This is a genomic window from Streptomyces sp. NBC_01257 (assembly GCF_035917255.1).
Classification (GTDB): domain Bacteria; phylum Actinomycetota; class Actinomycetes; order Streptomycetales; family Streptomycetaceae; genus Streptomyces.
Genome location: NZ_CP108472.1, coordinates 5,483,449 through 5,509,582, shown reverse-complemented (window position 1 = coordinate 5,509,582; position 26,134 = coordinate 5,483,449). Strand labels below are relative to the sequence as shown.

The 26,134-nt window shown below is 71.7% G+C and carries 24 protein-coding genes; 11 read left to right on the top strand and 13 right to left on the bottom strand.

The window, feature by feature from the left end:
- From OG408_RS23985 to OG408_RS23965, 5 genes are all read right to left on the bottom strand, one after another.
- On the bottom strand, window positions 1-390 hold the full coding sequence (locus OG408_RS23985; RefSeq protein WP_326671860.1) for a DUF488 domain-containing protein: 390 nt from the start codon (window positions 388-390) through the stop codon (window positions 1-3).
- A 32-nt stretch (window positions 391-422) separates the two neighbouring features.
- Window positions 423-1,889: an NAD(P)H-hydrate dehydratase gene (locus OG408_RS23980; RefSeq protein WP_326671858.1), complete on the bottom strand. Its 1,467-nt coding sequence runs from the start codon at window positions 1,887-1,889 to the stop codon at window positions 423-425.
- A gap of 54 nt (window positions 1,890-1,943) precedes the next feature.
- Window positions 1,944-2,312: a holo-ACP synthase gene (locus tag OG408_RS23975; protein ID WP_266781716.1), complete on the bottom strand. Its 369-nt coding sequence runs from the start codon at window positions 2,310-2,312 to the stop codon at window positions 1,944-1,946.
- 28 nt (window positions 2,313-2,340) lie between these two features.
- A complete protein-coding gene (gene glmS, locus OG408_RS23970) occupies window positions 2,341-4,188 on the bottom strand; it encodes a glutamine--fructose-6-phosphate transaminase (isomerizing) (RefSeq protein WP_326671856.1) in 1,848 nt (615 codons plus the stop codon).
- 165 nt (window positions 4,189-4,353) lie between these two features.
- The gene (locus OG408_RS23965) at window positions 4,354-5,841 is read right to left on the bottom strand and encodes an MFS transporter (RefSeq protein ID WP_326671854.1); all 1,488 of its coding nucleotides are present in this window, start codon (window positions 5,839-5,841) and stop codon (window positions 4,354-4,356) included.
- A gap of 126 nt (window positions 5,842-5,967) precedes the next feature.
- Between OG408_RS23965 and OG408_RS23960 the strand changes: the two genes are divergently transcribed.
- Window positions 5,968-6,954: an Lrp/AsnC family transcriptional regulator gene (locus OG408_RS23960; RefSeq protein ID WP_326671852.1), complete on the top strand. Its 987-nt coding sequence runs from the start codon at window positions 5,968-5,970 to the stop codon at window positions 6,952-6,954.
- 157 nt (window positions 6,955-7,111) lie between these two features.
- Window positions 7,112-7,495, top strand: coding sequence for a hypothetical protein (locus OG408_RS23955; RefSeq protein WP_326671850.1), 384 nt, complete (start codon window positions 7,112-7,114; stop codon window positions 7,493-7,495).
- Between the two features lie 168 nt (window positions 7,496-7,663).
- Here the strand turns inward: OG408_RS23955 and OG408_RS23950 are convergent, their stop codons facing one another.
- Both OG408_RS23950 and OG408_RS23945 read right to left on the bottom strand, forming a co-directional pair.
- Complete coding sequence (locus OG408_RS23950) at window positions 7,664-7,870, bottom strand: DUF397 domain-containing protein (protein WP_326671848.1); 207 nt, start codon at window positions 7,868-7,870, stop codon at window positions 7,664-7,666.
- The gene (locus tag OG408_RS23945) at window positions 7,867-8,718 is read right to left on the bottom strand and encodes a helix-turn-helix domain-containing protein (RefSeq protein ID WP_326671846.1); all 852 of its coding nucleotides are present in this window, start codon (window positions 8,716-8,718) and stop codon (window positions 7,867-7,869) included. The genes OG408_RS23950 and OG408_RS23945 overlap by 4 nt, the downstream gene beginning before the upstream one ends.
- Before the next feature lie 136 nt (window positions 8,719-8,854).
- Between OG408_RS23945 and OG408_RS23940 the strand changes: the two genes are divergently transcribed.
- From OG408_RS23940 to argG, 4 genes are all read left to right on the top strand, one after another.
- A complete protein-coding gene (locus tag OG408_RS23940) occupies window positions 8,855-9,274 on the top strand; it encodes an ATP-binding protein (protein ID WP_285564861.1) in 420 nt (139 codons plus the stop codon).
- 330 nt (window positions 9,275-9,604) lie between these two features.
- The gene (locus OG408_RS23935; RefSeq protein ID WP_326671844.1) at window positions 9,605-10,462 is read left to right on the top strand and encodes a helix-turn-helix domain-containing protein; all 858 of its coding nucleotides are present in this window, start codon (window positions 9,605-9,607) and stop codon (window positions 10,460-10,462) included.
- A 128-nt stretch (window positions 10,463-10,590) separates the two neighbouring features.
- Window positions 10,591-11,340 (top strand): vWA domain-containing protein, encoded by a 750-nt coding sequence (locus OG408_RS23930; RefSeq protein WP_326671843.1) that lies wholly within the window; start codon window positions 10,591-10,593, stop codon window positions 11,338-11,340.
- Window positions 11,341-11,418: 78 nt separating this feature from the next.
- Complete coding sequence (gene argG / locus OG408_RS23925; protein WP_266781702.1) at window positions 11,419-12,864, top strand: argininosuccinate synthase; 1,446 nt, start codon at window positions 11,419-11,421, stop codon at window positions 12,862-12,864.
- Window positions 12,865-12,940: 76 nt separating this feature from the next.
- On the opposite strand, the gene OG408_RS23920 is transcribed toward argG, so the two are convergent.
- On the bottom strand, window positions 12,941-13,756 hold the full coding sequence (locus OG408_RS23920) for a hypothetical protein (RefSeq protein WP_326671842.1): 816 nt from the start codon (window positions 13,754-13,756) through the stop codon (window positions 12,941-12,943).
- A 192-nt stretch (window positions 13,757-13,948) separates the two neighbouring features.
- Here OG408_RS23920 and coaA point away from each other — a divergent pair, with 192 nt between their 5' ends.
- From coaA to OG408_RS23905, 3 genes are all read left to right on the top strand, one after another.
- Window positions 13,949-14,944: a type I pantothenate kinase gene (coaA, locus tag OG408_RS23915; RefSeq protein WP_326671841.1), complete on the top strand. Its 996-nt coding sequence runs from the start codon at window positions 13,949-13,951 to the stop codon at window positions 14,942-14,944.
- Window positions 14,945-14,962: 18 nt separating this feature from the next.
- Window positions 14,963-15,928: a DUF389 domain-containing protein gene (locus OG408_RS23910; protein WP_266781696.1), complete on the top strand. Its 966-nt coding sequence runs from the start codon at window positions 14,963-14,965 to the stop codon at window positions 15,926-15,928.
- Window positions 15,929-16,037: 109 nt separating this feature from the next.
- On the top strand, window positions 16,038-17,582 hold the full coding sequence (locus OG408_RS23905) for a PH domain-containing protein (RefSeq protein ID WP_326671839.1): 1,545 nt from the start codon (window positions 16,038-16,040) through the stop codon (window positions 17,580-17,582).
- 31 nt (window positions 17,583-17,613) lie between these two features.
- Here the strand turns inward: OG408_RS23905 and glmM are convergent, their stop codons facing one another.
- The 4 genes from glmM to OG408_RS23885 all read right to left on the bottom strand — a co-directional run bounded on the left by glmM (window position 17,614) and on the right by OG408_RS23885 (window position 22,410).
- Complete coding sequence (glmM, locus tag OG408_RS23900; protein ID WP_266781692.1) at window positions 17,614-18,972, bottom strand: phosphoglucosamine mutase; 1,359 nt, start codon at window positions 18,970-18,972, stop codon at window positions 17,614-17,616.
- A gap of 165 nt (window positions 18,973-19,137) precedes the next feature.
- The gene (gene rpsI, locus OG408_RS23895) at window positions 19,138-19,659 is read right to left on the bottom strand and encodes a 30S ribosomal protein S9 (protein WP_266781690.1); all 522 of its coding nucleotides are present in this window, start codon (window positions 19,657-19,659) and stop codon (window positions 19,138-19,140) included.
- A gap of 45 nt (window positions 19,660-19,704) precedes the next feature.
- Window positions 19,705-20,148: a 50S ribosomal protein L13 gene (rplM, locus tag OG408_RS23890; protein WP_266781688.1), complete on the bottom strand. Its 444-nt coding sequence runs from the start codon at window positions 20,146-20,148 to the stop codon at window positions 19,705-19,707.
- Between the two features lie 642 nt (window positions 20,149-20,790).
- The gene (locus tag OG408_RS23885) at window positions 20,791-22,410 is read right to left on the bottom strand and encodes an ABC-F family ATP-binding cassette domain-containing protein (protein WP_266781686.1); all 1,620 of its coding nucleotides are present in this window, start codon (window positions 22,408-22,410) and stop codon (window positions 20,791-20,793) included.
- A 67-nt stretch (window positions 22,411-22,477) separates the two neighbouring features.
- On the opposite strand from OG408_RS23885, the gene OG408_RS23880 reads away from it, so the two are divergent.
- Both OG408_RS23880 and OG408_RS23875 read left to right on the top strand, forming a co-directional pair.
- Complete coding sequence (locus tag OG408_RS23880; protein ID WP_326671835.1) at window positions 22,478-23,332, top strand: hypothetical protein; 855 nt, start codon at window positions 22,478-22,480, stop codon at window positions 23,330-23,332.
- Between the two features lie 52 nt (window positions 23,333-23,384).
- Window positions 23,385-25,256, top strand: a complete 1,872-nt coding sequence (locus OG408_RS23875) for a hypothetical protein (RefSeq protein WP_326671834.1) — start codon at window positions 23,385-23,387, stop codon at window positions 25,254-25,256.
- A gap of 7 nt (window positions 25,257-25,263) precedes the next feature.
- Here OG408_RS23875 and truA read toward each other — a convergent pair whose 3' ends face one another.
- The gene (truA, locus tag OG408_RS23870; protein WP_285564868.1) at window positions 25,264-26,118 is read right to left on the bottom strand and encodes a tRNA pseudouridine(38-40) synthase TruA; all 855 of its coding nucleotides are present in this window, start codon (window positions 26,116-26,118) and stop codon (window positions 25,264-25,266) included.
- Window positions 26,119-26,134 lie beyond the last annotated feature (16 nt).

Sequence of the window (26,134 nt, the reverse complement as noted above, 5' to 3'; positions counted from 1 at the left end):
TCAGCCGTGGTGCAGGGCGTGTTCCACGTGGTCGGCGAGGACCGGGACGTGGCTGTGCGGAACATCCTTGACCGCTGTGACGAGCGTCACCGGGCCGCTCTCGCGGACCAGTCTCACCAGCTCGTCCACGGCCGTCGCGTGCAGCGGGTCGGCGAGTTCGGCCCGGTAGCGGTCCACGAAGGCGTCGTAGCGGGTGGCGGAGCGGTCCTCGTGGTACCAGGAGCGCAGTTCGTCCGACGGGGTGACGTCCTTGAGCCAGCGGTCGATCGCGGCCCGTTCCTTGGACACGCCGCGCGGCCAGAGCCGGTCGACGAGCACGCGGGTGCCGTCGCCGTCCTCCCGCGGGTCGTACACCCGCCGTACGCGCACGTCACCGCTGTCGTTGCTCACGCCCGGGCCCCTCTCGCCGCTTCCAGGATCACTCAGGCCCGTACGTCCCGCCACGCCGCCCCGATCGCGTCGGCGACGTCCTGCGCGGCGACCGGGGAGCCGTCCGACGCGTGCCGGGCGGCCAGGCCGTGGAGGTGGGCTCCGACGGACGCGGCGTCGCGCGGGGCGAGGCCCGCGGCCAGCAGCGAACCCGTCAGCCCGGAGAGCACGTCCCCACTGCCCGCGGTGGCGAGCCAGGAGGTGCCGGTCGGGTTGACGCGCACGGGCGTGTGCGGGGTGTCGGTGGCGATCAGCGTCGTGGAGCCCTTGAGCAGGACCGTGGCGCGGAAGCGGGTGGCGAGTGCGCGTACGGCGGCGAGCCGCCCCGCCTCGACCTCCTCGCGCGCCACCCCCAGCAGGGCGGCGGCCTCGCCGGCATGCGGGGTGAGGACGGTGGGCGCGGTGCGCGCGCGGACGGTGCCGGCGTCCAGCAGCCGCAGCCCGTCCGCGTCGACCAGCACCGGCACGTCCGTGGCCAGCACGTCGGAGACCGCCTCGACGGCGTCCGTGCCGTCGCCGAGCCCCGGCCCGACCACCCAGGCCTGCACCCGCCCGGCCTTCGACGGCGGGCCCGCGTGGACCAGGGTCTCCGGATGCCGCGCGATCACGGCTTCGGCCCCCGGCCCGACGTAGCGCACGGCCCCCGCCCCGCCACGCAGCGCCCCGGAGACGGCGAGCACGGCGGCCCCCGGGTAGCGCGCCGACCCGGCGACGATGCCGACGACGCCGCGCCGGTACTTGTCGCTCTCGGCGGCGGGCACGGGCAGCAGCGCGGCGACGTCCGCGTACTGGAGCGCCTCCAGCTCGGGCACGTCCGGGAGTTCGGCACCGAGCCCGATGTCGACCAGGAGCAGGGCACCGGCACGTTCGGCGGCCGGGTCGACGAGCAGCCCCGGCTTGTACGCGCCGAAGGTGACGGTCGCGTCCGCGCGCACGGCGGCCCCCGCCACCTCGCCGGTGTCCGCCTCGACGCCGCTCGGCAGATCGACGGCGACGACGGGCACCCCGTGGGCCGCGTAGTGCTCGACCACGGCGGCCGCCTCCGGACGCAGTCCGCCGCGTCCGCCGATGCCGGTGATGCCGTCGACGACGAGGTCGATGTGCCCGCCCCAGTCGCGGTGCGGGGCCACCTCGCCCCCGTCCATCACCCGTCCGCCGGCCGCCAGCAACGCCGCGGTCCCGCCCGCGTGGGCCCGGCCGGGCGAGACGCGCACGGCCACGACGCCCGCGCCGCGCCGGGCCAGCCGGGCCCCGGCGTACAGCGCGTCGCCGCCGTTGTCGCCGCTGCCGACGAGGAGGACGACCCGGGAGCCGTAGACCCGGCCGCCGCGCCGCAGCAGATCGGCGCAGGCCGCGGCGAGTCCGGCGGCGGCGCGCTGCATCAGCGCACCTTCGGGGAGCCGTGCCATCAGGGCCTGTTCGGCGGCCCGTACGGTGTCAACGCTGTAGGCGGTACGCATGACTCCAACGTACGCAGGAATCCGCACCCCCGCCCCGGCTCGGCCCTCCCCCGCTCAGCCCTCCGCGATCACCACGGCCGAGGCGACGCCCGCGTCGTGGCTCAGCGAGACGTGCCACTGCCGCACGCCCAGTTCCGCCGCGCGCGCGGCGACCGTGCCGCGGACCCGGAGCCGGGGCTGCCCGCTCGCCTCGACGTACACCTCGGCGTCCGTCCACAGGAGCCCCGGGGGCGCGCCGAGCGCCTTGGCCAGGGCCTCCTTGGCCGCGAACCGCGCGGCCAGCGAGGCGACCCCGCGCCGCTCCCCGCCGGGCAGCAGCAACTCGCTCTCGATGAACAGGCGCTGGGCGAGATTCGGCGTACGCTCCAGCGCCGCTTCGAACCGCTCGATCTCCGCCACGTCGATCCCGACCCCGATGATCACGTACGCACCCTCACTGTTGGCTGACGGCTCACTCCACGGTGACGGACTTCGCCAGGTTGCGCGGCTGGTCCACCTCGTTGCCGCGGGCCGTCGCCAGTTCGCAGGCGAAGACCTGCAACGGCACGGTGGCGACCAGCGGCTGAAGCAGCGTAGGCGTTGCGGGGATCCGGACGAGATGGTCGGCGTACGGGACGACCTCGTCGTCGCCCTCCTCGGCGATGACGATGGTGAGGGCGCCGCGGGCCCGGATCTCCTGGATGTTCGACACGATCTTGCCGTGCAGCACGGAGCGCCCGGCCGGGGACGGCACCACCACGACGACCGGCAGTCCGTCCTCGATCAGCGCGATCGGCCCGTGCTTGAGCTCACCCGCGGCGAAGCCCTCGGCGTGCATGTACGCGAGTTCCTTGAGCTTCAACGCGCCCTCCAGCGCGACCGGGTAGCCGACGTGCCGCCCGAGGAAGAGCACGGTGTCGTGCGAGGCGAGCGACCTGGCCAGCTCCCGCACCGGCTCCATGGTCGCCAGGACCCGGTCGACGGATCCGGAGATCTCGGAGAGCTGGCGGATGACGGTACGGATCTCGTCACCCCACTTGGTCCCGCGGACCTGTCCGAGATAGAGCGCGACGAGGTAGCAGGCCACGAGCTGGGTCAGGAAGGCCTTGGTCGAGGCGACGGCGACCTCGGGACCGGCGTGCGTGTAGAGGACGGCGTCGGACTCGCGGGGGATGGTCGAGCCGTTGGTGTTGCAGATGGCGAGGACCTTCGCGCCCTGCTCACGGGCGTGCCGCAGCGCCATCAGGGTGTCCATCGTCTCGCCGGACTGCGAGATCGCGATGACGAGGGTGTGCGGGTCCAGGATCGGGTCGCGGTAGCGGAACTCGCTGGCGAGCTCGGTCTCGCACGGAATCCGGGTCCAGTGCTCGATGGCGTACTTGGCGATCATCCCGGCGTGGAACGCGGTCCCGCAGGCGACGATCACCACCTTGTCGACCTCGCGCAGCTCGCCGCGCGTGATCCGGACCTCGTCGAGGTGGAGCGTGCCCTCCGGGTCGATCCGGCCGAGGAGGGTGTCGGTGACGGCCTTGGGCTGCTCGGCGATCTCCTTGAGCATGAAGGAGGGGTAGCCGCCCTTCTCGGCCGCGGAGGCGTCCCAGTCCACGTGGTACGCCCGCACCTCGGCGGGCTCCCCGTCGAACCCGGTGACGACGACCCCCTCGCGCCGCAGCTCGACCACCTGGTCCTGGCCGAGCTCGACCGCGGAACGGGTGTGGGCGATGAACGCGGCGACGTCGGAGGCGAGGAACGCCTCGCCGTCCCCCACCCCGACGACGAGCGGCGAGTTCCGCCGGGCCCCGACCACCACGTCGGGCGCGTCCGCGAACACGGCGACGAGCGTGAACGCCCCTTCGAGCCGCCGGCACACCTGCCGCATCGCCTCCGCCGGGTCCGCGCTCTGCGAGTACGCCTCGGCGAGGAGGTGGGCGACGACCTCGGTGTCGGTCTCGGACACCAGGTCGTGGCCGCGCCGGCCGAGCTCGGCGCGCAGGGCGGCGAAGTTCTCGATGATCCCGTTGTGGACGACGGCGACGCGACCGGCGTTGTCGAGGTGCGGGTGGGCGTTGGCGTCGGTGGGACCGCCGTGGGTGGCCCACCGGGTGTGCCCGATACCGGCGCTGCCGGCCGGCAGCGGCTGCTCGACCAGCAACTTCTCCAGGTTGACGAGCTTCCCGGCCCTCTTGGCGGCGGCCAGCCCCCCGTCGGCGAGGACGGCGATCCCCGCGGAGTCGTATCCCCGGTACTCCAGCCGCTTGAGACCGGCGACGACGACGTCCTGCGCCGACTGCCCACCGACGTAACCCACGATTCCGCACATAGTGGTCCTTTCCTGGTCACCAGCCCCTGTTCTTCGCATAGTCGCAGAAGCAACCATCATTTCAAGCCCACCAACGAGGCCCGTCGCCCTGTTGGATCCGGATCAAGCCCGCCCGGCGTTCGAGGACGGGCCCGCCGAGGGCGGACGCCGCCCCACCGCGCTCGACTACACCGCCCGCACCGGCTCCGGCACCGCACCGCTCCCCGCCCCCACAGGCACCTTCCGCTCCCCCTTCACCAGCAGCAGCACCGCCACCCCCGCGACAACGCCCACCGCCCCGGCCACCACGGCCGCCGTGTCGAGCCCCGAGGCGAACGCCGCCCGCAGCGCATGCTCCGGCACCCCTGCCGCCCGCAGCCCGGACGCCCCGCCGCCCGCGAGGGTGTGGGACCGGTCGTCGCCCAGCGTCTCCCCGATCCGGGAGGTCAGCACCGTCCCGAGCACGGCAACCCCGAGGGCGTATCCGAGCTGCCGGAAGGTGTTGACGGCGCCGCCCGCCATCCCCGCCCGCTCCGGCGGCACCGCGGCCAGCGCCGCGCCCGCGAGGGCCGGGGACACCAGCCCCGTACCGATGCCCGCGACCACAAGCCCCGGCAGCAGCGCCGGCCACGAGGAACCGGCCCCCAGAACGGCCTGCCCGAGCGTGCCGACGCCGATCAGGACGAGCCCGGCACCGATGGACAGTCTCGGCTGCACCCCGTGCAGCAGCTTCCCGCCGACAGCGGCCACCACGAACGCGGTCGCGGCCAGCGGCAGCAGGGCCAGCCCGCCCTGGACGGGGCTGAGCCCGAGCACGGTCTGCAGCCAGATCGAGGTGTACGGCAGGACGGCGAACGCCGCCAGGTTGTACGCGAGCGCCCCCGCCATCACCCCGGTGAAGGCGGACTTCCGGAACAACGACAGCTCAAGCAGCGGGTGGGTGGCACGCCGCTCGACGAGCACGAAGCACACCAGGGCGAGCACGGCGACCGCGAAGGTCGCGAGCGTGCGCCCCGACGTCCAGCCCAGACTCCCCGCCCGCACCACGCCGTACGTCGCCGCCGCCGCGAACACCGCGAAGCTGGCGGTCCCCGCCCAGTCGATGCGCCGGCCCTTCGCCCCGTGCGACTCGGGCACGGTCCGGACCGTCAGCCAGACAGCGGCGACGCTGACCGGAAGGTTCACGAAGAAGATCCAGCGCCATCCGGGCCCCTCGGTCAGCAGCCCGCCGACCACCGGCCCGATCGCGGCGGCGCCCCCGCTGACCGCGCCCCACAGCCCGAGCGCGACGGACCGGTCCCGCCCCCGGTACACGGAGGCGAGCAACGGCAGCGTGGTCGCGAACATCGCGGCCGCACCCACCCCTTGGACCCCGCGCGCGGCGACCAGCACCGCCGGCGACGAGGCGAGCCCGCAGGCCAGCGAGGCGAGGGCGAAGAGCCCCACGCCCACGACATGGACCCGGCGCCGCCCGAGCAGATCGGCCGCGGCCCCGATGCCGAGCAGCAGCGCGGCGAGCGCGAGCGCGTACCCGTCGATGACCCACTGGAGTTCGGAGAGCGACGCGTCCAGCACCCGTGCCATGTCGGGCAGCGCCACGATGACGATCGTGACGTCCAGCAGCAGCATGAACGTCCCCAGACAGACCGCGGTGAGCGGCCCCCACTTACGCATGTCTTTCTCCCTGTACGCATTCGTCCGTGGCCGGCTGCCACTCCCGTACGATCGGAGAAGGGCGGCCGAACCCCCCAGCCAGTGAGCGTTAAGCGCCGGAATCCGACACCGAAGGGGCCAGACCTCATGGAATCCAACACCGTGGGCGACCCCCTCGACCTCCAGCTCCTGCACGCCCTGGAGCTGGACGCCCGCGCCCCGTTCAGCCGGATCGCGGCCGTGCTCGGCGTCTCCGACCAGACGGTGGCGCGCCGCTTCCGCAGACTGCGGGCGGATGCGGCCCTCAGGGTCGTCGGGGTCCGCTGCGCGGCCGCCGAGGACCGGCTGGACCACTGGCTGCTGCGGGTGCGCTGCGCGCCCGAGGGCGCGACGGCCATCGCGGAGGCACTGGCGAAGCGCCCGGACACGGCCTGGATCGGCCTCACTTCGGGCGGTACGGAGGTGACGTGCACGGCCAACGTCCGCTCCCGGGACGACGCCGACGACCTGCTCCTCGGCAAGCTGCCGCGCACCCCGCACATCGTCGACATCCGCGCCCACCAGCTCCTGCACCGCTTCTACGGCGGCCCGTCCGGCTGGCTCCACAAGAGCGGCGCGCTCTCCCCCGGCCAGGCAGCCGCGCTCACCCCCACCGCACCCCTCCCGGACCACCCCGGCCCGGCGGTCATCACCGCCGAGGACGAAGCACTGGTCGCCGCGCTGGAGGAGGACGGCAGGGCCACGTACCCCGAACTCCAGAAGGCCACGGGCCGCTCCGAGTCGGCGGTCAAGCGCCGCATGGCCCAGCTGGTGGCCTCGGGCGCGCTGTACATCGACGTCGAGTTCGACGCCGCCCCCTTCGGCTTCCGCCACCCGACGATGCTGTGCATCACGGCCGCACCCCGCGCCCTCAACGCGGTGGGCGAGGCACTCGCCACCCACCCGGAGGTCGCGTACGCGGCGGCGACCACGGGCCCGTCCAACCTGGTGGCGGTGGTGATCACCCGCGACACGGGCCACCTGTACCGGTACCTGAGCGAGCGCCTGGGCGGATTGGAGGGCGTCGAGCACGTGGAGTCGATGCCGTTCCTGCGGCGCGTGAAGCAATTGACGTACCGGCCGTTCCGGGGGTAGCGGAGAGCGTCCGCCACAAAGCAGGAGTGGCTCATACTTTGAGCGGTTCCTACTTCACCGGGTGGAGTTGGAGCACGCCCGGCTCCGGCGGAACCACCGAGGCGCCCCTGATCATCTACGGCGGTACGACAAGCCGTAGCCGTAGGGGGACGCGGACATGGACATGCAGGAAGCTGACGCGGGTACCGGTCGCGCGCGCCGGGCCGGAGGCGGCCCGTGGGTCGCCGCCGGTGCCAATCTCACCCTCGGGGTGTTCGCGATCCTCCCCTTCCGGTACATCCTGTGGCTGACGACGTACCTCTCACCACCGGACCACGGGGACCAGTCCGCCGGGGCCACCAGCTACGACACCGCCCCCTACGCCGCCTCACCTGTCGACATATGGGGCGCCGGGCTCAGCGGTCTCGTCATCCTGGCCATGGCGGTCGTGATCGATGTCCTCATGCCGCGCCAGGAGGGCTGGTCGACGCGCCTCTGGCTCGGAACGGCGGCGTTGATCCCCGTTCCCTTCATCGCCTGCAAGGTCTTGGGCGTGTTCTGAACGGAACGGACGGGCCCGGGTCAGGCCTCCTCGCGGGGCGCAGGGCATATCGACGCCGGGGCGGAGGAACGCGCAACCGGTCCAGGTAGGCCAGTTGATGACCGACTACCTGACCGGCCTGCGGCCCGGATGTGCGCCGCAGGCCCTCGGGGGATGTCGGCCCTGTGGTCAGTGGGCCGACGCGTACGCGACGAAGTCGGCCCAGACGCCCGGGGCGAAGCCGAGTGCGGGGCCGGGGATGTTCTTGGAGTCGCGGACGTGGATGGTGGTGAGGGCGGTTGCTACCTCGACGCAGGAGGGGCCGTCGGCCGTGCTGTAGCTGCTCTTGAACCACGTCAGTCCGGAAGCTGCTCCGGCTTGCGGCTTGCCAATCATGTCTCTCCAAGTAGCTTCTCGATGAAGGCCCGCGACAGCCGAGGCGTGAGGGCTTGGGCCAGGATCAGTCCGTAGCGCATCTCAAGGATCTGGACTTCCTTGGGATCGCTGATCAAACGGCTGGTGAGCTGGACCTCGTTGTGAGCCACAGCAGTTCCGTCCTTCAGCTTCAACACCCGGTGCGAGCCATCCAGCCCCGCGTGCTCCTCCGTATCTGTGGGCATGACCTGAATTTCGACATGCCTCAGCATGCTCAATTCCAGCATGCGTTCGAGTTGGCCGCGCAAAACCATTCTGCCTCCGGTGGGCCGCCGCAGGACTGCTTCCTCCTGGACAAACGTCAGCAACGGCGCGGGAGCCCGTCCGAGCACGCCCTGGCGGTGCACGCGCGCGGCCACCCGGCGCTCGACTTCACCCTCGGAGAACGCCGGCACCCGTTCACCGAACAGGGCGCGAGCATAGGCCTCGGTTTGCAACAAGCCGTCCACGACATCGCTGCTGTAAGACCCGAGCTCCACCGCCTCGGCCTCCAGCTTCGCCAGATCCCGGACCTTCTTCGGGTACCGCGCCTCCGCCACATCCTGCTTCATCGCGGAGATCTTGCCTCCCGCGCCGACCGCCTCGTCCACACGGTCCAGGAACTCCGGCTTTGGAATCCGCGTCCCGGCCTCCACCTTGTAGACCAGGTTCTCCCCGTACCCGATCGCCTCGCCCAACTCCGCCGCGCGTAAACCAGCCGCCTCCCTCCAGAGCCGGATCTGCCGGCCGACCGCCGCGATCACCGCGCCCGAATCGTCCTCGGGTTCAACATCCCATTCGGACCCGTCCGTACCGTCGTTGACACCCATACGCCACCCGCCTCCACCCGTGAACGGCACCCGCCCGCTGTACGCGTGGGACAGGTCCGCACAACCGCTGGACAGTCACCGTCCGTACACGCGTCGATGCTGTTCAGCGTAGCCACGGGCGGACACGCTGAGTGACGTGAACCGAGAAACCACCCAACCGCGTGCCCGCGCCGGCCAGTTCGCCGTCCAGCTCTCCGCGACCCGTCGGGGCGCCCGACTCGCCCGCCTGCTGGCCACCGAGCAGCTCCGTTCCTGGGGGCTGCCGCTGGACGACGCGAGCCATGTCGTCGCCGAACTGGCGGCCAATGCGGCACTCCACGGATACGTACCCGGGCGGGACTTCCGCGTCCTGCTCACGGTCAACGGGGACACGCTGCGTATCGAGGTCGCGGACGCGCGCGGCGATCAACTCCCCCGCGCCCAGGAACAGGACGCCGCACACGAGGGCGGGCGAGGACTGCTGGTGGTCGAGGCGCTGGCCACGCGCTGGGGCGTAGAACAGGGGCCCTTCCCCCGAAAGACCGTCTGGGCGGAAATCGCACTCACCGGATCGTGACAACCACGACCCGGTGGAGCGCGACGCGATGGAGGGCGACCCGCCCGACCGCGACCCGGCGGCCCACGACGTAAAAGGCTTTTAAGTCCTTTGGGAAGAAGAAATCAACCAAACCCAACCCACCCGGGCGGACCTCAGCAGGCCCCCGCGCGCCCGCGAGCGCAGCCGCGAGGGCCCGTCACTCGCACGGGTGAGGTTCGCCAACTGGGCTGGATTTCGCCCCGGTTGCCTGGCATATGCTCACGAAACCGAACCACAGACTGTGACGGCCCCCGCCGGGATTGCCATCCCGAGCGAGGGCCTGACCACCACGGAAGAGAACGCTTCCCGATGGATACCCAGCAGGTTATCTCCCCTTCCCGCGCCCCGTCCGGCGGCGGCATCGTCCACGTGAACGTGCGCCACGCGAGCCACTTCACCGTCGTGGGCAACCACCTGGCCCAGCACCGCGAGCTCTCCCTGACCGCGATCGGCCTGGCCACACACATTCAGTCGCTGCCCGCCGGGGCGAAGATCGGCATCAAATGCCTGGTCCAACGCTTCCCGGAGAGCGAGACCCGCATCGCGGGAGCGCTGCGCGAACTGGAGACCCACGGCTACCTGAAGCGCACGCGGGAGCGCCTGCCGAACGGTCGCATCGCCACGCGCACGACGTCGTACAACCAGCCGCCTGGCTTGACGGTTACGCGAACAACCCGCCCGGCAAGGGCCGTTGAACTGTGCGAAGTCCAGACGCCCGCAACACCCCCGAACCCCACTCACCCCGCCCCCGCGCCCGCCCCCAAGCCGCCCCCTCCTCCCCTCCCCCGGCCGGAGACTCCTGCCCTGGACCTGCATCGCATCGCGACGGCCCTCCTGCTGCGCCTCCACGAGGACGTGAAGGAGATCGTGCTGTCGGAGGACAACATCCGGACGCTCGCGCCCGCAGTCGCCACCTGGCTCGAACGCGGCGCCACCCCCGCGTCCATCGGCCAGGCGCTCACGTCGGACCTCCCCGCCCCACTGAAGTACCCGCCGAAATTCCTCGCCCACCGACTCACCGCACTGCTCCCGGCACCCCTCCCGGCGGCTGGGCGGTCACCGCTCTACGACCCGCTGCAGAACTGCGACGGCTGCGACCGCGCGTTCAGAGCACCCGCACCGGGGAACTGTGCCGAGTGCAACTGGGAGCTGTCCGCTACGGCGTAGTCGCCGCGCCCGGCGATCGCAGCCGACCGTGCGTGCAGGGATCGCAGCAGGCTCGGACTCCACCCCGGCCATGAGCAATTCAATGAAAGCCATGCGTCCGGAGCGGGGGACGAGAACAATCACGCCGCATGAGCATCGACTACCGCAAGCGGCCCAAAGCGCCGACAGCCGCCGTCGGCCTGGAGCACGTCGCAGGAAGCGCCCCCGGCCTCGTCAGCCTCTACAAGACCGCCGCCGTCTCGCTGGCGAAACACCGGGTCAGCGGGGAACGTGCCGCCGTCTATCTCGTGCTTGACCGCTCCGGGAGCATGCGTCCGTACTACCGAGACGGCTCGGTGCAGCACCTCGCTGAACAGACCCTCGCTCTGGCCGCCCACCTCGACGACGACGGCGTGGTGCCCGTCGTCTTCTTCTCCACCGATATCGACGGAACCGCCGAGATCAGCCTCGACGCCTACCGCGACCGCATCAACCCTCTGCACGAATCCATGGGGCACATGGGGCGTACCAACTACCACGTGGCCATGCAGGCTGTCATCGATCACCACACATCCTGCGGCGCGACCGCCCCGGCACTCGTCGTCTTCCAGACCGACGGCTCCCCCACCTCCAAGGCCGCGGCCGAGCACGTCCTGTGCACGGCGGCGAAACTGCCGATCTTCTGGCAGTTCATCGGTTTCGGCTATGACGACTTCCGGTTTCTCCGGAAGCTGGACGAGCTTCCCGTACCCGGAAGGCGCATCATCGACAACGCGGGGTTCTTCGCCGCCGGCCCGTCTCCTAAGCATCTGGACGACGCGGATCTGTACAACCAGCTGCTTCAGGAATTCCCTCAATGGCTGGCCGCCGCACGCAGGGCGGGCATAGTCCGCAGCTGAAACGCGGCTGCCGGTGCGTCGGGCGCACCGCACCCACCCCGTGTTGCATGACCATGCGGGATGATGCATAATCTTCCTATGTCTAAGGTCCTCACCTCCCTGCCCGCCGGCGAGCGCGTCGGCATCGCCTTCTCGGGCGGCCTCGACACCTCGGTCGCGGTCGCGTGGATGCGCGACAAGGGCGCTGTCCCGTGCACCTACACCGCCGACATCGGTCAGTACGACGAGCCGGACATCGCCTCCGTGCCCGGCCGTGCCAAGGCCTACGGCGCCGAGCTGGCGCGGCTGGTCGACTGCCGTGCGGCGCTCGTCGAGGAGGGGCTGGCGGCGCTCACCTGCGGGGCGTTCCACATCCGCTCGGGCGGGCGGGCGTACTTCAACACCACGCCGCTCGGCCGCGCCGTCACCGGCACGCTCCTGGTGCGGGCGATGCTCGAGGACGACGTGCAGATCTGGGGCGACGGCTCCACGTACAAGGGCAACGACATCGAGCGGTTCTACCGCTACGGTCTCCTCGCCAACCCGCACCTGCGGATCTACAAGCCCTGGCTGGACGCGGACTTCGTGACGGAGCTCGGCGGCCGCAAGGAGATGTCGGAGTGGCTGGTCGCCCATGACCTGCCCTACCGCGACAGCACGGAGAAGGCGTACTCCACCGACGCCAACATCTGGGGCGCCACCCACGAGGCGAAGACCCTGGAGCACCTGAACACCGGTGTGGAGACCGTCGACCCGATCATGGGTGTGAAGTTCTGGGACCCGTCGGTCGAGATCGAGACCGAGGACGTCACGATCGGCTTCGACCAGGGCCGCCCGGTCACCATCAACGGCGAGAAGTTCGACTCCGCCGTCGACCTGGTGATGAAGGCGAACACCATCGGTGGCCGCCACGGCATGGGCATGTCGGACCAGATCGAGAACCGGATCATCGAGGCCAAGAGCCGCGGCATCTACGAGGCCCCGGGCATGGCCCTGCTGCACGCCGCGTACGAGCGCCTGGTCAACGCGATCCACAACGAGGACACCCTCGCCCAGTACCACAACGAGGGCCGGCGGCTCGGCCGCCTCATGTACGAGGGCCGCTGGCTGGACCCGCAGGCGCTCATGGTGCGTGAGTCGATCCAGCGCTGGGTCGGCACCGCCGTCACCGGCGAGGTGACCCTGCGGCTGCGGCGCGGCGAGGACTACTCGATCCTCGACACGACGGGCCCGGCGTTCAGCTACCACCCGGACAAGCTGTCCATGGAGCGCACCGAGGACTCCGCGTTCGGCCCGGTCGACCGGATCGGCCAGCTCACGATGCGGAACCTCGACATCGCCGACTCCCGCGCCAAGCTGGAGCAGTACGCGGGCCTCGGCCTGATCGGCACCGCCAACCCGGCCATCGGCGCGGCCCAGGCCGCCGCGACCGGCCTGATCGGCTCCCTGCCCGAGGGCGGCGCCCAGGCCATCGCCTCCCGGGGCGAGGTCTCCGAGGCCGACGAGATGCTGGACCGCGCGGCGATGGAGTCCGGTACGGACTAGTACGACGCGAGAGAGGCCGGCCCGGCGCGCTGTGCGCCGGGCCGGCCTCTTTCCGTTGTGCGCTACCGCTGCCGGCTCAGCGCACGTCGACGTAGTCGGCGGTTGAGGTGGCGCCGCCCGTGGTGTCCCAGCCTCCGAAGCTCCAGCGCCAGTAGCCGTCGGCGGACGCCTTGACGGTCGTCCTCAGCGCCCCCGTGGAGCTCGACCGCACCGACTTCACCGTGGTGTAGACCGAGCTGCCCTTCTTGCAGAACTGCAGCCTGGCCAGACCCGCGGCGACACCGGTGTACTTGTGCTTCACCCAGTCGGCACGCGTGAGGCCGCCGGTCACGGTGAGCGTCTTCCCCCTGGTCACCGGCTCCGGCGAGGCGTTGACCGTCGCCCTGGCCCAGCGCTTGATCTGGACACGCCCCGACGTCGCCGTGAACTCCTCGGCCTTGAGCCCGCCGCTGGTCTTCCAGAGCCTCGCCACGACGGCGACCTTCCAGGTCGTCGCGTCGTTGTTCGAGTCCACGCGGTAGTACGGATCGATGCGCAGGGTGCCCTCGCAGTCCGCGATCCGGGAGCTCGTCTCGTAACAGGTGTAGATGCCCATGTGGAGACCGCCGGCGTCCGCGCCCGCCTTGGGGGTGGTGTCGTGGTACAGGAACGGTTCCGCGGTGTACCCGGAGGAATGCGCGGTGCTGTATCCGGACGGAAGGGTGATCCGGAAGGTGACCGGTGGTTCCTGCACGTCGTGCGTTCCCACCACGACGGGCCTGCCGCCGTTCACGACGATCCGCGACACCGTGATCCCGGTGTCGGCGGCCTGCGCCGTCGGCGCCGTGATCGGCACGAGGGCGAGTGCCCCCGCGACGGCGACCACGGCGCCGGTTCTGCCTGCTGTTCTCATGCGCACCTCGTTGCTGCGTAAGAAAGGAGGGATCCGCCGTCCCTGACCGTCACCGGCCGATCGGCGGGGCGGCAGAGTACCAACGGCCCGGCCCGGCACCCCGCGCGGGGTGATCATGGACGCCGTCACACGTGACCGAGCCCACCCCCCACTCCGTTCGAACATCCGTCGAACTCCCGCAACAATGAACCCGTGATCACTTCGCCGACACGGAGCACGAGCCGACGCGCCGAGCCCGCCGCGACGCCGTACGTCGACCTCTCCCGGGCGGAGTGGAGCGCACTGCGCGACAAGACGCCGCTGCCGCTGACCGCCGACGAGGTGGAGCGGCTGCGCGGGCTCGGGGACGTCATCGACCTCGACGAGGTGCGGGACGTCTACCTGCCGCTCTCGCGCCTCCTCAATCTGTACGTCCAGGCCACGTCCGGACTGCGCGGCGCCCTGAACACCTTCCTCGGGGACGCGGGCAACGGGCACGGGGCGCAGCGCGGGACCCCGTTCGTCATAGGGGTCGCGGGCAGTGTCGCGGTGGGGAAGTCCACCAGTGCCCGAATCCTCCAGGCGCTGCTGGCCCGCTGGCCGGAGCACCCGCGGGTGGAGCTGGTGACCACGGACGGGTTCCTGCTGCCGATGAAGGAGCTCCACGCGCGCGGGCTGATGTCGCGCAAGGGCTTCCCCGAGTCGTACGACCGGCGCGCCCTGACCCGCTTCGTCGCCGACATCAAGGCGGGCAAGGACGAGGTGACGGCCCCCGTCTACTCGCACCTGATCTACGACATCGTGCCCGGTGAGCGGCTCACCGTACGGCGGCCCGACATCCTCATCGTCGAGGGGCTGAACGTGCTGCAGCCCGCGCTGCCCGGCAAGGACGGCCGGACCAGGGTCGGGCTCGCCGACTACTTCGACTTCAGCGTGTACGTGGACGCGCGGCCCGAGGACATCGAGACCTGGTACCTCAACCGCTTCCGCAAGCTGCGCGCGACGGCGTTCCAGGACCCGTCCTCGTACTTCCGCAAGTACACGCAGGTCTCCGAGGCGGAGGCGATGGAGTACGCGGCGACGATGTGGCGGACCATCAACAAGCCCAATCTGGTGGAGAACGTCGCGCCGACGCGGGGCCGTGCCACGCTGGTCCTGCGCAAGGGGCCGGACCACAAGGTCCAGCGGCTGTCACTGCGCAAGCTCTGACTCCGGAAAGGGTGCACCGTGCTGCATCTGCGCCTGATCGTCCCCGCCGACCGTACGGACGAGGTGGTGGGCCTCCTGGAGCGTACGGTCGGCACCGCGCACCTCGCGGTACTGCCGGGGGTCGCGCGCGACCCGGTGGGCGACGTGGTGCTGTGCGACGTGGCGCGTGAGGCCGGCGACGAGCTGATCGGGGCGCTGCGGCGGCTCGGGGTCGACGAGTACGGCTCGATCACCGTCGAGAACATGGATCTGACGCTCTCCGCGCGGGCCGACCGGGCCGAGGAGGACGCGCCGGGCGAGGGCTCGGACGCGGTGCTGTGGGAGGAGCTGACGGACGCCACCCACGAGGAGTCGACGTTCAGCGTCACCTACGTGGCGTTCCTGTCGGTGGCGACGATGCTCGCGGCCTGCGGTGTGATGCTCGACAACGCGATCCTGATCGTGGGCGCGATGGCGGTGGGCCCGGAGTTCGGGCCGCTGGCCGGGATCTCCACGGCCCTGGTGCAGCGCGCCCCGCGGCTGGCGGCGCGGTCGCTGTGGGCGCTGGTCGGCGGGTTCGCCGCGGCCATGGTGCTGACCGCCGGCTTCGCCTGGCTGATGGACGTCTTCGGGCTGTTCTCCCCCTCGATGATCGAGGCGCCCCGGCCCAACACGGCGTTCATCTGGCAGCCGGACTGGATGTCGTTCGTGGTGGCGTTCCTCGCGGGCATCGCCGGGACGCTCTCCCTGACCTCGGCGAAGTCCGGGGCGCTGATCGGTGTCGCGATCTCCGTGACGACCGTGCCCGCCGCGGCCAACGCCGCGGTGGCGTTCAGCTACAGCGACTACAGCCAGATGACGGGCTCCACCCAGCAACTCCTCGCCAACCTGGGCGGCATCGTGGTCGCGGGGACGCTGACGCTGCTGGTTCAGCGGGCACTGTGGAACGCGATGCGCCGCCGCGCGACCGGGAACGGTGGCCGGCAGGTGACCGGCCACAGCTGACCGGCCGCACGACCGAAAGAACGCGTCACGGACCGGCAAGGTGGCGCACTCCGGGACTGCCGAACACCCCCCCTGCGCCAACAGCCCGGCCGGTGACACGATTCCGGGCATGGCCGATGCCCCGGAAGTACTCTGCCGCCCCGTCAGGAGGCGCGCCCTGTGGTGGTTCGCCGCGTTCGGCGCGGCCGGCGCGGGTCTGGCCGCGGTGGGCGCCCGGTACGGGCACGGGCCCCTGGCCGTGTGGATCACCGTGGGCCTGTCGCTCGCGCTCCTGTCCGTCCTCTGCGCGTACGCGGCCACCTCCCGGGTCGGCGCGGACGAGTACGGCGTGCACTCCCGGACGCTGCTGCGCCGGCGCGACATGGCCTGGCCCGACATCGCCGACCTGCGCACGTACCTCCAGTACGGGCGGAACCAGGAGATCCGCCGGGTCAGTGTGCTGCTGCGCGACGGCCACACGCGGCGGCTGCCGCTGCCGATGAGCGGGACGTCCGGGGACCGCGCGGAGTTCGACGCGAAGCTGGCCGCGCTCCGCGCGCTGCACCGCCGCCACGGAGACCCCGAGTCGGACCACGTGCCCGTCATCACCGACCGGGCCGCCGGGCACAGCACGGCCGTGCTGTGGCTCGTGTGCGTGCTGCTGCTCGCGGGCGCGGGCCTGGCCGCGTCGTTCGTCCCGTCCGTCGGGGCGGAGAAGCGGGCGTGGACGGCCGCCGTCCCCTGCACCGCCGCCACGCCCGCCACGGAGCGGGGCGAGTGCCTGAGCACCCAGCACGCCGTGATCGCGCGGACGAAGATCAGCCGGGGAAACCAGCGCAGCTGGCTGTACTTCGCCGACGGCCGGCCGCTGGAACGGCTCGGGGTCTCCCAGGACGGCGCCGCGGGGTTCCACCCCGGTGACCGCGTCGAACTGACCGTCTGGCGGCACCGGGTGCGGGCGGTCGCCACCAACGACCACGTGTGGCGCGATCACTTCACCGGCGCCGGGGACGTGGCCGTCGTCGCGGCCGGATGCGCCCTCGCCGCGGGCTACCCCGGCGCCCGGCTGCTGCTGCGCCGCCGCGGGCGACGGCTGCCGGACGACGACGTCCTGCCCTCGGCCCTGCCGTTCGCGGCCGCGCTCGTGGGTACGGCCCTGTGGCTGATGCCGCTCTGCTATCTCCGGCCCACGGAACCGCTCGACTCGCCCGTGACCCTCACCTGGGCCGCCGCGGGCACGGCGGTCAGCCTGGGGATGTTCACTGCGGCCTGGCGCGCCACCCGCATCCGTACACCAGGCGACACCCCGCCCACCACCACTCTGGAACAGGCGGACCACTTCCTGGCCGCCCGCTTCCTCGATCACACCGACTACAACCCGCACGGCTTCGGCACCCACATCGTCCTCGGCGACGGCCCGCCCGCGGTGACGCCCCACCCCGGCCCGGGCAGGTTCGCGGCCCGGCGGATCCCCGCGGAGCGGCTCACCGTCACCCGAGTACGGCGGGCCAGGGGCAGCGACGGCGACAGCGTCCCGAGGGGCTGGCACATCGCCGAGCTGGACGACGCGGGCGAGCCGGTCCGCCTCGCGGCGGCGCCGGAGGACCTGACCCGCATCATCGACGCGCTGGGCTGCGTCCGCCCGGCACCGGACGCGGAAAGGGCCCGGCCGTGAGGCCGGGCCCTTTCCGGGAAGCGGGGGCGGATCAGCCCAGCGCGGACTTCACCACATCGGCCAGCCGGCCGGCCACGGCACGCGCCTGCTCGATGTCGGCCGCCTCGACCATCACCCGTACCAGCGGCTCCGTGCCCGACTGGCGCAGCAGTACGCGGCCGGTGGCACCCAGCTCGCGCTCGGCCTCGGCGACGGCCGTGGCCAGCTCGGGGGAGGTGCTCACGCGGGACTTGTCGACGTCCGGGACGTTGACGAGCACCTGGGGCAGGCGCTCCATCACCCCGGCCAGCTCGGCGAGCGAACGGCCGGTCGCGGCGACCCGGGCCGCCAGCATCAGGCCGGTCAGCGTGCCGTCGCCGGTCGTGGCGTGGTCCAGCACGATGACGTGACCGGACTGCTCGCCGCCCAGGGCGTAGCCCTCGGCCTTCATCGACTCCAGGACGTAGCGGTCGCCGACCGCGGTCTGGACGAGCTGGATGCCCTCGCGCTCCATGGCGATCTTGAAGCCGAGGTTCGACATCACGGTGCCGACCACGGTGTCCTTGCGCAGCTGTCCGGCCTCGCGCATGGCGAGGGCGAGCACGGCCAGGATCTGGTCGCCGTCGATCTCCTCGCCCGCCGCGTCCACGGCCAGGCAGCGGTCGGCGTCGCCGTCGTGCGCGATGCCGAGGTCGGCCCCGTGCTCGACGACGGCGGCGCGGAGCAGCCCCAGGTGCGTGGAGCCGCAGCCGTCGTTGATGTTGAGGCCGTCCGGCTCGGCGCCGATCGTGACGACCTCGGCGCCGGCCCGTGCGAACGCCTCGGGCGAGACGTGAGCGGCGGCGCCGTGCGCCTCGTCCAGGACGACCTTCAGGCCGTCGAGGCGGTTGGGCAGTACGCCGATGAGGTGAGCGACGTACCGGTCGAAGCCCTCGGCGTAGTCGCTGATCCGGCCCACACCCGCGCCCGTGGGACGGGCCCACGGCTCACCGGTGCGGTGCTGCTCGTAGACCGTCTCGATGCGGTCCTCCAGCTCGTCGGCGAGCTTGTGGCCGCCGCGGGCGAAGAACTTGACACCGTTGTCCGGCATGGCGTTGTGGCTGGCGGAGAGCATCACCCCGATGTCGGCGCCCAGGACGCCGGTGAGGTACGCCACGGCCGGCGTCGGCAGCACGCCGACGCGCAGGACGTCGACGCCCGCGCTGGCGAGGCCGGCCACCACGGCGGCCTCCAGGAACTCTCCGGAGGCGCGGGGGTCGCGGCCGACCACGGCCGTCGGCCGATGGCCCTCGAAGGTGCCTGCCTCGGCCAGTACGTGCGCCGCCGCGACCGACAGGCCGAGCGCGAGCTCGGCCGTCAGGTCCGCATTGGCGACACCGCGCACGCCGTCCGTGCCGAAGAGTCGTCCCACTGGTGTCCTCCGAAGGTGCTCCGAAACGCAAAAATTCAGACTAAGTAACCAACAAGCCTATGAACGCCTTATGCCGTTATATGCCCGAGGCTCTCAATAAACGAACGCCCCGGCAGCACGAGGAGTGCCGCCGGGGCGAACGTGTAACGCGGATGAGCAGGCGGTTTAGCGCTTGCTGTACTGCGGGGCCTTACGGGCCTTCTTGAGACCGGCCTTCTTGCGCTCGACCGCACGGTCGTCGCGGGAGAGGAAGCCGGCCTTCTTCAGCGTGGCGCGGTTGTTGTCCACGTCCGCCTCGTTCAGCGAGCGGGCCACACCGAGACGCAGCGCGCCGGCCTGACCGGAGACACCGCCACCCGAGATGCGGGCCACGACGTCGTAGCGACCGTCGAGCTCGAGAACCTTGAAGGGCTCGTTGACTTCCTGCTGGTGCACCTTGTTGGGGAAGTAGTCCTCAAGGGTGCGACCGTTGATCTTCCACTTGCCGGTGCCCGGGATGATCCGGACGCGGGCGATGGCGTTCTTGCGACGGCCAAGGCCGGCCGCGGGCTGCGGGTCGCCGAAGCGGCCCGCGAGCGACTCGGAGGTGTACTCACCCTCGACGGGGACCTCCGACTCGAAGGTGGTCACCTCGGCGAAGGTCTCTTCGCCCTCGGTGACGGGGGTCTCTGCAGTGGTCTCGGCCACGATTCTCCTCAGATCTTTCTTTACGTCTTTGGGGGGAGGCCGGAACTACTGCGCGACCTGGGTGATCTCGTACGGGACCGGCTGCTGCGCAGCGTGCGGGTGCTGGTCGCCCGCGTAGACCTTCAGCTTCGAGATCATCTGGCGGCCCAGGGTGTTCTTGGGGATCATGCCCTTGATGGCCTTCTCGACGGCCTTCTCGGGGTTCTTCGCGAGGAGCTCGTCGTAACGAACGGAGCGGAGACCACCCGGGAACCCGGAGTGGCGGTACGCCATCTTCTGGGTCTTCTTGTTGCCCGACAGGTGAACCTTGTCGGCGTTGATGATGATGACGAAGTCGCCCATGTCCATGTGGGGGGCGTAGATCGCCTTGTGCTTGCCTCGGAGGAGGTTCGCAGCCGTGGTGGCCAGACGGCCCAGGACGATGTCCTCGGCGTCAATGATGTGCCACTGGCGAGTGACATCGCCGGGCTTGGGGCTGTACGTACGCACTTCGTAGCCTTCGCTTCTTCAGTGGATGGGGTCCAGACACACGGCACCTCTGAAGCGATATGCAGCTGGGGCTCACAGTGCCGGGGACGCTGCCCGTATGCGAACCACTGGTAACTGCTCCAGGGAACCTACGTAAGGGCCCTTCGCGTGAGAACGACGAAGCCAATACGTATAACAATCCCCGACAGTACCCGCCTGCCCCCGGACGGGTCAAAGCGGGTCGCCCCGGTCCGGGTGGCGGGGTTCCGTCCTCAATCGCCGGACGGGCTTGGTGTGTGCGGGTTCCCCGCGACCCGGGGGCGCCTGCCCCGGTGGGTGGGGGTCCGGGGCCCCTCCGGGGCGTCTCCTCAGACGACGAACGTTTCCAGTCCCACGCGGCGGGAGCCCGGAATCCGTTCGTCGTCCTGCGGGGACTCCCCTGCACGGCCCCGGACCCGGCCGCCGAGCGTCTGCGGCGTTCGTATCGCCGGGGTTCAGACGCACGTGAGAGTGGGTGGGGGCGTGCAGGGGGGTCCCCGCAGAAAAATGGCGTACTACCCGGCCCCCGCAACGTCTCCGGTTGCCACGCCAGTTTTTGAGGAGACGCCCCGGAGGGCCCCCACCCCCACCCACCGGACAATGGCGAACCCCCAAGCAGCGGAGCTACCGCGCCCGGGCCACCCGTCGCTCGTCCCACACCGGCTCCGTCGACTCCCGGACGACACCGTCCGACCCGAAGACCAGGTACCGGTCGAAGGACTTCGCGAACCAGCGGTCGTGGGTGACGGCCATCACCGTGCCGTCGTAGACCTCCAGCCCGTCCTGGAGCGCCTCGGCCGACTCCAGGTCAAGGTTGTCGGTCGGCTCGTCCAGCAGCAGCGCGGTCGTGCCGGCCAGTTCCAGGAGGAGGATCTGGAAGCGGGCCTGCTGTCCGCCGGACAGCTTCTCGAACGGCTGGTCCCCCTGCCGCTCCAGCTCGTACCGCCGCAGCACGGACATCGCCCCGCCCCGGTCCTTGGCGTGCTCCGTCCACAGGATCTCGACGAGCGTCTTGCCGAGGAGCTCCGGATGGGCGTGGGTCTGCGCGAAGTGCCCGGGCACCACCCTCGCCCCGAGCTTCCACTCCCCCGTGTGCGCGACCGGCTCGCCCGCCAGCAGCCGCAGGAAGTGCGACTTGCCCGACCCGTTGGACCCGAGGACGGCGACCCGCTCCCCGTAGTAGATCTCCAGGTCGAACGGTTTCATCAGCCCGGTGAGCTCCAGGTTCGTGCAGGTCACGGCCCGCACCCCGGTCCGCCCGCCGCGCAGCCGCATCTTGATCTCCTGCTCGCGCGGCGGCTCCGGCGGCGGGCCGGCGTCCTCGAACTTCTTGAAGCGGGTCTGCATCGCGTGGTAGCGGTTCGCCATGTCGGGGCTGTTCGCCGCCTGCTGCCGCATCCGCAGGACGAGCGCCTTCAGCCGGGCGTGCTCCTCCTCCCAGCGGCGCAGCAGTTCCTCGAAGCGGGCGAACCGTTCCTTGCGGGCCTCGTGGTACGTGTCGAATCCGGCACCGTGCACCCAGACGTCACTGCCGGCCGGGCTGGGCTCGACGCTGACGATCTTCTCCGCGGCGCGGGACAGCAGCTCCCGGTCGTGGGAGACGAAGAGGACCGTCTTACGGGTCTCCTTCAGCTTCTCTTCCAGCCAGCGCTTGCCGGGCACGTCCAGATAGTTGTCCGGCTCGTCGAGCAGCAGCACCTCGTCGGGCCCGCGCAGCAGCGCCTCCAGCACCAGCCGCTTCTGCTCACCGCCGGACAGCGTGCGCACCTCGCGGAACTGGGCCTTCTCGTACGGAATGCCGAGCGCCGCCATGGTGCACATGTCCCAGACCGTCTCGGCCTCGTACCCGCGCACCTCCGCCCAGTCGCTGAGCGCCTGCGCGTACGTCATCTGCGCGGCCTCGTCGTCGACGGTGAGGATCAGCTCCTCGGCCCGGTCGACGGCCTGCGCGGCCTCGCGGATGCGGGGCTGGGCGACGGAGACCAGCAGGTCACGCACGGTGCGCTCGTCGCGCACGGAGCCGACGAACTGCTGCATCACGCCGAGCCCGCCGCTCACCGAGACCGAGCCGCCGTGCGGCTGGATCTCCCCGGCGAGCAGCCGCAGCAGCGTGGTCTTCCCGGCGCCGTTCGCCCCGACGAGGGCGACGACGGCACCGTCCGCGACACGGAACGAGGCATCGCCGAGCAGTACCCGCCCGTCCGGTAGGTAGTACTCCAGATGGCCTGCTTCAAGATGTCCCATGCACAGCATTGTCACGGGCGGCGAAGCCCTGGCCCAACCGGATTACGTTCCGTCTAGGATTCGCGGCATGAGCTTTGGGCAAGGGGGGCCCTCCTGGGGGCCCGGGGGCACTGGGACTCCGGACTGGGCGGCGCTGGCCGAGGCGTCCGCGGCGCGCGCCAGGCGCAAGCGGTGGCTGATGATCGGCGGGGGCGCGCTGGCCACCGCGGCGGTCGCCGCGATCGTGGCGACGGCGGTCATCTCGACCAACAAGAACGATCCGGCCGGCTCGGCCGGGAAGAACGCGAGCGAGCTGCCGTCGGCGACCGATCTGCCGAGCCGGACGGAGCAGCCCGAGCCGTCGTTCTCGTCGGTGGCCCCGCCGCCCCCGCCGGACCCGAAGGACTACATATCCGATGTGAAGAAGGACCGGGCGCCGGTCACGGTCGACGCCTTCTTCCCGGGCAAGAAGCTGACGATGGGCGACCGCGCCTACTCCAAGGGCGCCACGCACCGCACCACGAAGTGCGCGACCACCACTCAGGGCGCGCTCGGCGCGATCCTGGCGAACAACGGCTGTGACCAGGTCATCCGGGCCACGTACAGCCGCAGCGGGGTGGCCGTCACGATCGGCCTCGCGGTCTTCGAGACGGAGGCCCAGGCCAAGAAGGCCGCCCAGCAGGCCAGCGGCGGCATGGCCTCGCTGAGCGGATCGGGTGTGCCGACCTTCTGCCGCGGTGGTTCGGTCTGCCGCCGCACGGCGAACTCGTACGGCCGGTACGCCTATTTCACGGTGGGCGGCTTCACCAGCGGGAAGAACGTCACCAAGGCCGACAAGGGCGTGTTCGCCGTCGGCGACGACCTGACCAACTTCACGTTCCGCCAGATCCGCCACCGGGGCGAGGTCCAGGCCTCGGCGGCCGCCACCGCCCCGGCCGGCTGATCCGCCCGTCCTTCGGTTCAGCCACCTCTCCCGGATGCGGAGGACCGCTGCTGTGCGTCTCGTCTTCCTGGTCGCCTTCCTGCGCATCCTGCGCCACCGCGATGCCGTCGGCGCCGACCTCGCTCCGGACGAGGCGGTGGCCCTGGACCCGCCGGACGCCCCGCTGGGCGCCGCCCTCGCCGCCGCGGCGGCCGGGGACCACGGCCCGGCACGGGAGCTCCTCGCCTCGACCCGGGTGCACGCCCAGTGGGAGCGCCGGGACGCGTACGTGAGCCGGCTGGCCCGGACCGCGCTGCACCACGACGGCTGGCTGGACGCCTGGCTGGCCGAGTCGCCCGACGACCCGGACGGTCTGCTCGTCGTCGCCGACCTCCATCTGCACCAGGCGTGGAAGGTGCGGACGAGCGCCCGCGCGAAGGATGTGGAGCGCGACCGGTTCCAGGCGTTCTTCGCGCTCCTGGAGGACGCGGTCCCGGTGATCGGCGCCGCGGCCGAGCGCAACCCCTCGGATCCGGTCCCCTGGCGCATCGCGCTCACCCACGCCCGTGGGGTCCAGGCCCCGCGCGAGGTCTTCGACGCGTATCTCGCCGAGGCCGGGTCCCGCGATCCGCACCACTTCGGCTGCCATGCGCAGGCCCTGCAGTATCTGTGCGCCAAGTGGTACGGCTCGCACGAGGAGATGTTCCGGTACGCGGAGCGGATCGCCGCGTCCGCCCCGCCCGGCTCGAAGCTGCACGCCCTGCCGCTCCAGGCGGCGCTGGAGTACCGGCTGTCCGAGGAGGACGGGCCCGACGGCCCCGACCCGTACGGCCCGAAGGTCGACGCGGCCATCACCCGGGCCCTGGACCTCTCCGAGACCTACGCGGGCGCGGGCGACCGCGAGGCCGCCGGTTTCCGCAACGAGCTGGCCCTGCTGCTGATCACGCAGGACCGGCCGGCCGAGGCCCTCGACGTGTTCCGGGCCATCGGTGTCCACGCGACCGAGTACCCGTGGAACCGGCTCGGCGACCCCCGTACGGAGTTCCTCGAAGCCCGGTCCGACGTCCGGCTGGACCTCGCGTCCGGCATCCCGTTCTTCGGCCGCCCGCCCGAGCCGCCCGCCGTCGCGCCGGACTGGGCGGAGCTGGCCCCGCGTGCGGTGGCGATCGTCCCCGCTCCCCCGGCCGAGGTCGCCCAGGCCGCGCTGATCTGCGGGTTCTCGCTGCGCACGGCTCCGGCGGGCGAGGGGTACAGCTATGTGGAGGTGGTCCCTGAGGCCGCTCGTGGCCGGCGCGCGGCGCTCCTTCCGGAGGACCCCCTGACCGCGGCGGCGGAGACGTTCACGACGGGGGAGAGCTGGCCCGCCCTGGTTCTGCACCGCTCCCCCGGGCGCAGCCGCATCACCGCGCTCCACCAGGGCCGGCAGACGGCCACGCACACCTGGGACACCGAAGCCCCCGCCCCCGACCACGCCGATGTGCGGTCCGTCGCCGAGGAGCTCTCGCGGCTGTACCGGCTGGCGGACCCGCGCCCGCTGGCCCACATCCTGCGCGCCACCGGCGATCCGGTCCGGCACCAGGCCGACCTGGTCACCGCGCTGGGCCTGCCGCCCGTCCCGCCGGGCTTCGGCGGGGACACCGAGATCCTGGGCGCGATCCCGGGCGCCCGGGTGCAGGTGCGCCGCTCGATCCTGGCGGGGATGCGCGACACGATGACGACGGGCGCGGGCGCCCATCCGCCGGTCCCGGGGGACGGCTCCCCGCGGCCGGCCCGCTGGTGGCTGATCCGTACCGCCCTGCTGGCCGTCATCGGCGCGGCCGCCGTCTACGCCTGGTGGAGCCCGCGCGTCGGCTGGTTCCGCTCATCGGTGCTGAGCGGCGCCGCGCTGTACCTGGCCGGCGTCCTCACGCACGCGGTGCGCCGGCGCGGGCGTTCGGCCGCCTGAGCCGCCGTCAGCAGCAGCCGGCTCCCGGCAGGGTACGGACGTTGCGCGCCTCGACGGCCCGGGCCGCGAGCAACTCGTCGGCCGGGTAGGCGACTTCCTCCAGCGTCAGCCCGTGCGGCCGCACCACGTGCACCCCGGGGTCGCGCACCCCGGCGGCCAGCACCTCGGCGGGCCACGGGTGCGGGCGGCGTCCGTCGCCCACGAAGAGCATCGAACCGACCAGCGCCCGCACCATGTTGTGGCAGAACGCGTCGGCCTGGACGGTGCCGGTGATGATCCCGGACGCCTCGTCACGTACCCAGCGCAGCTGCTGCAGCGTCCGGATGGTCGTCGCGCCCTCGCGCTTCTTGCAGTACGCGGCGAAGTCGTGCTCCCCCGTCATGCGCGCAGCGGCCGCGTTCATGGCCTCGACGTCCAACGGCCGGTCGTGCCAGAGCACATGACCGCGCACCAGGGGGTCCACCCCGCCGGGACCGTCCGCCACCCGGTAGGCGTACCGGCGCCACAGAGCCGAGAACCGGGCGTTGAACCCGGCCGGTGCCTCCTCGATCCGCCGGATCCGCACATCGGGCGCCATCCGGCCGGCCATCCGCCGCAGCACCTTGTCCGCGTGCTCGGCCCACACCTCGACCGGCAGGTCCACGTGCGCGACCTGGCCCCGGGCGTGCACCCCGGCATCGGTGCGCCCGGCCACGGTCAGGTCGTAGGTGCGGGTGGACCGGGTGACGGTCCGCAGCGCATCCTCGATCTCTCCCTGGACGGTGCGCCGGCCGGTCTGCTTCGCCCAGCCCGAGAAGTCCTTGCCGTCGTACGCCAGGTCCAGCCGCAGCCGTACGGACCCGGGCTCCACCACATCACTCACACCAGTGATCCTCTCA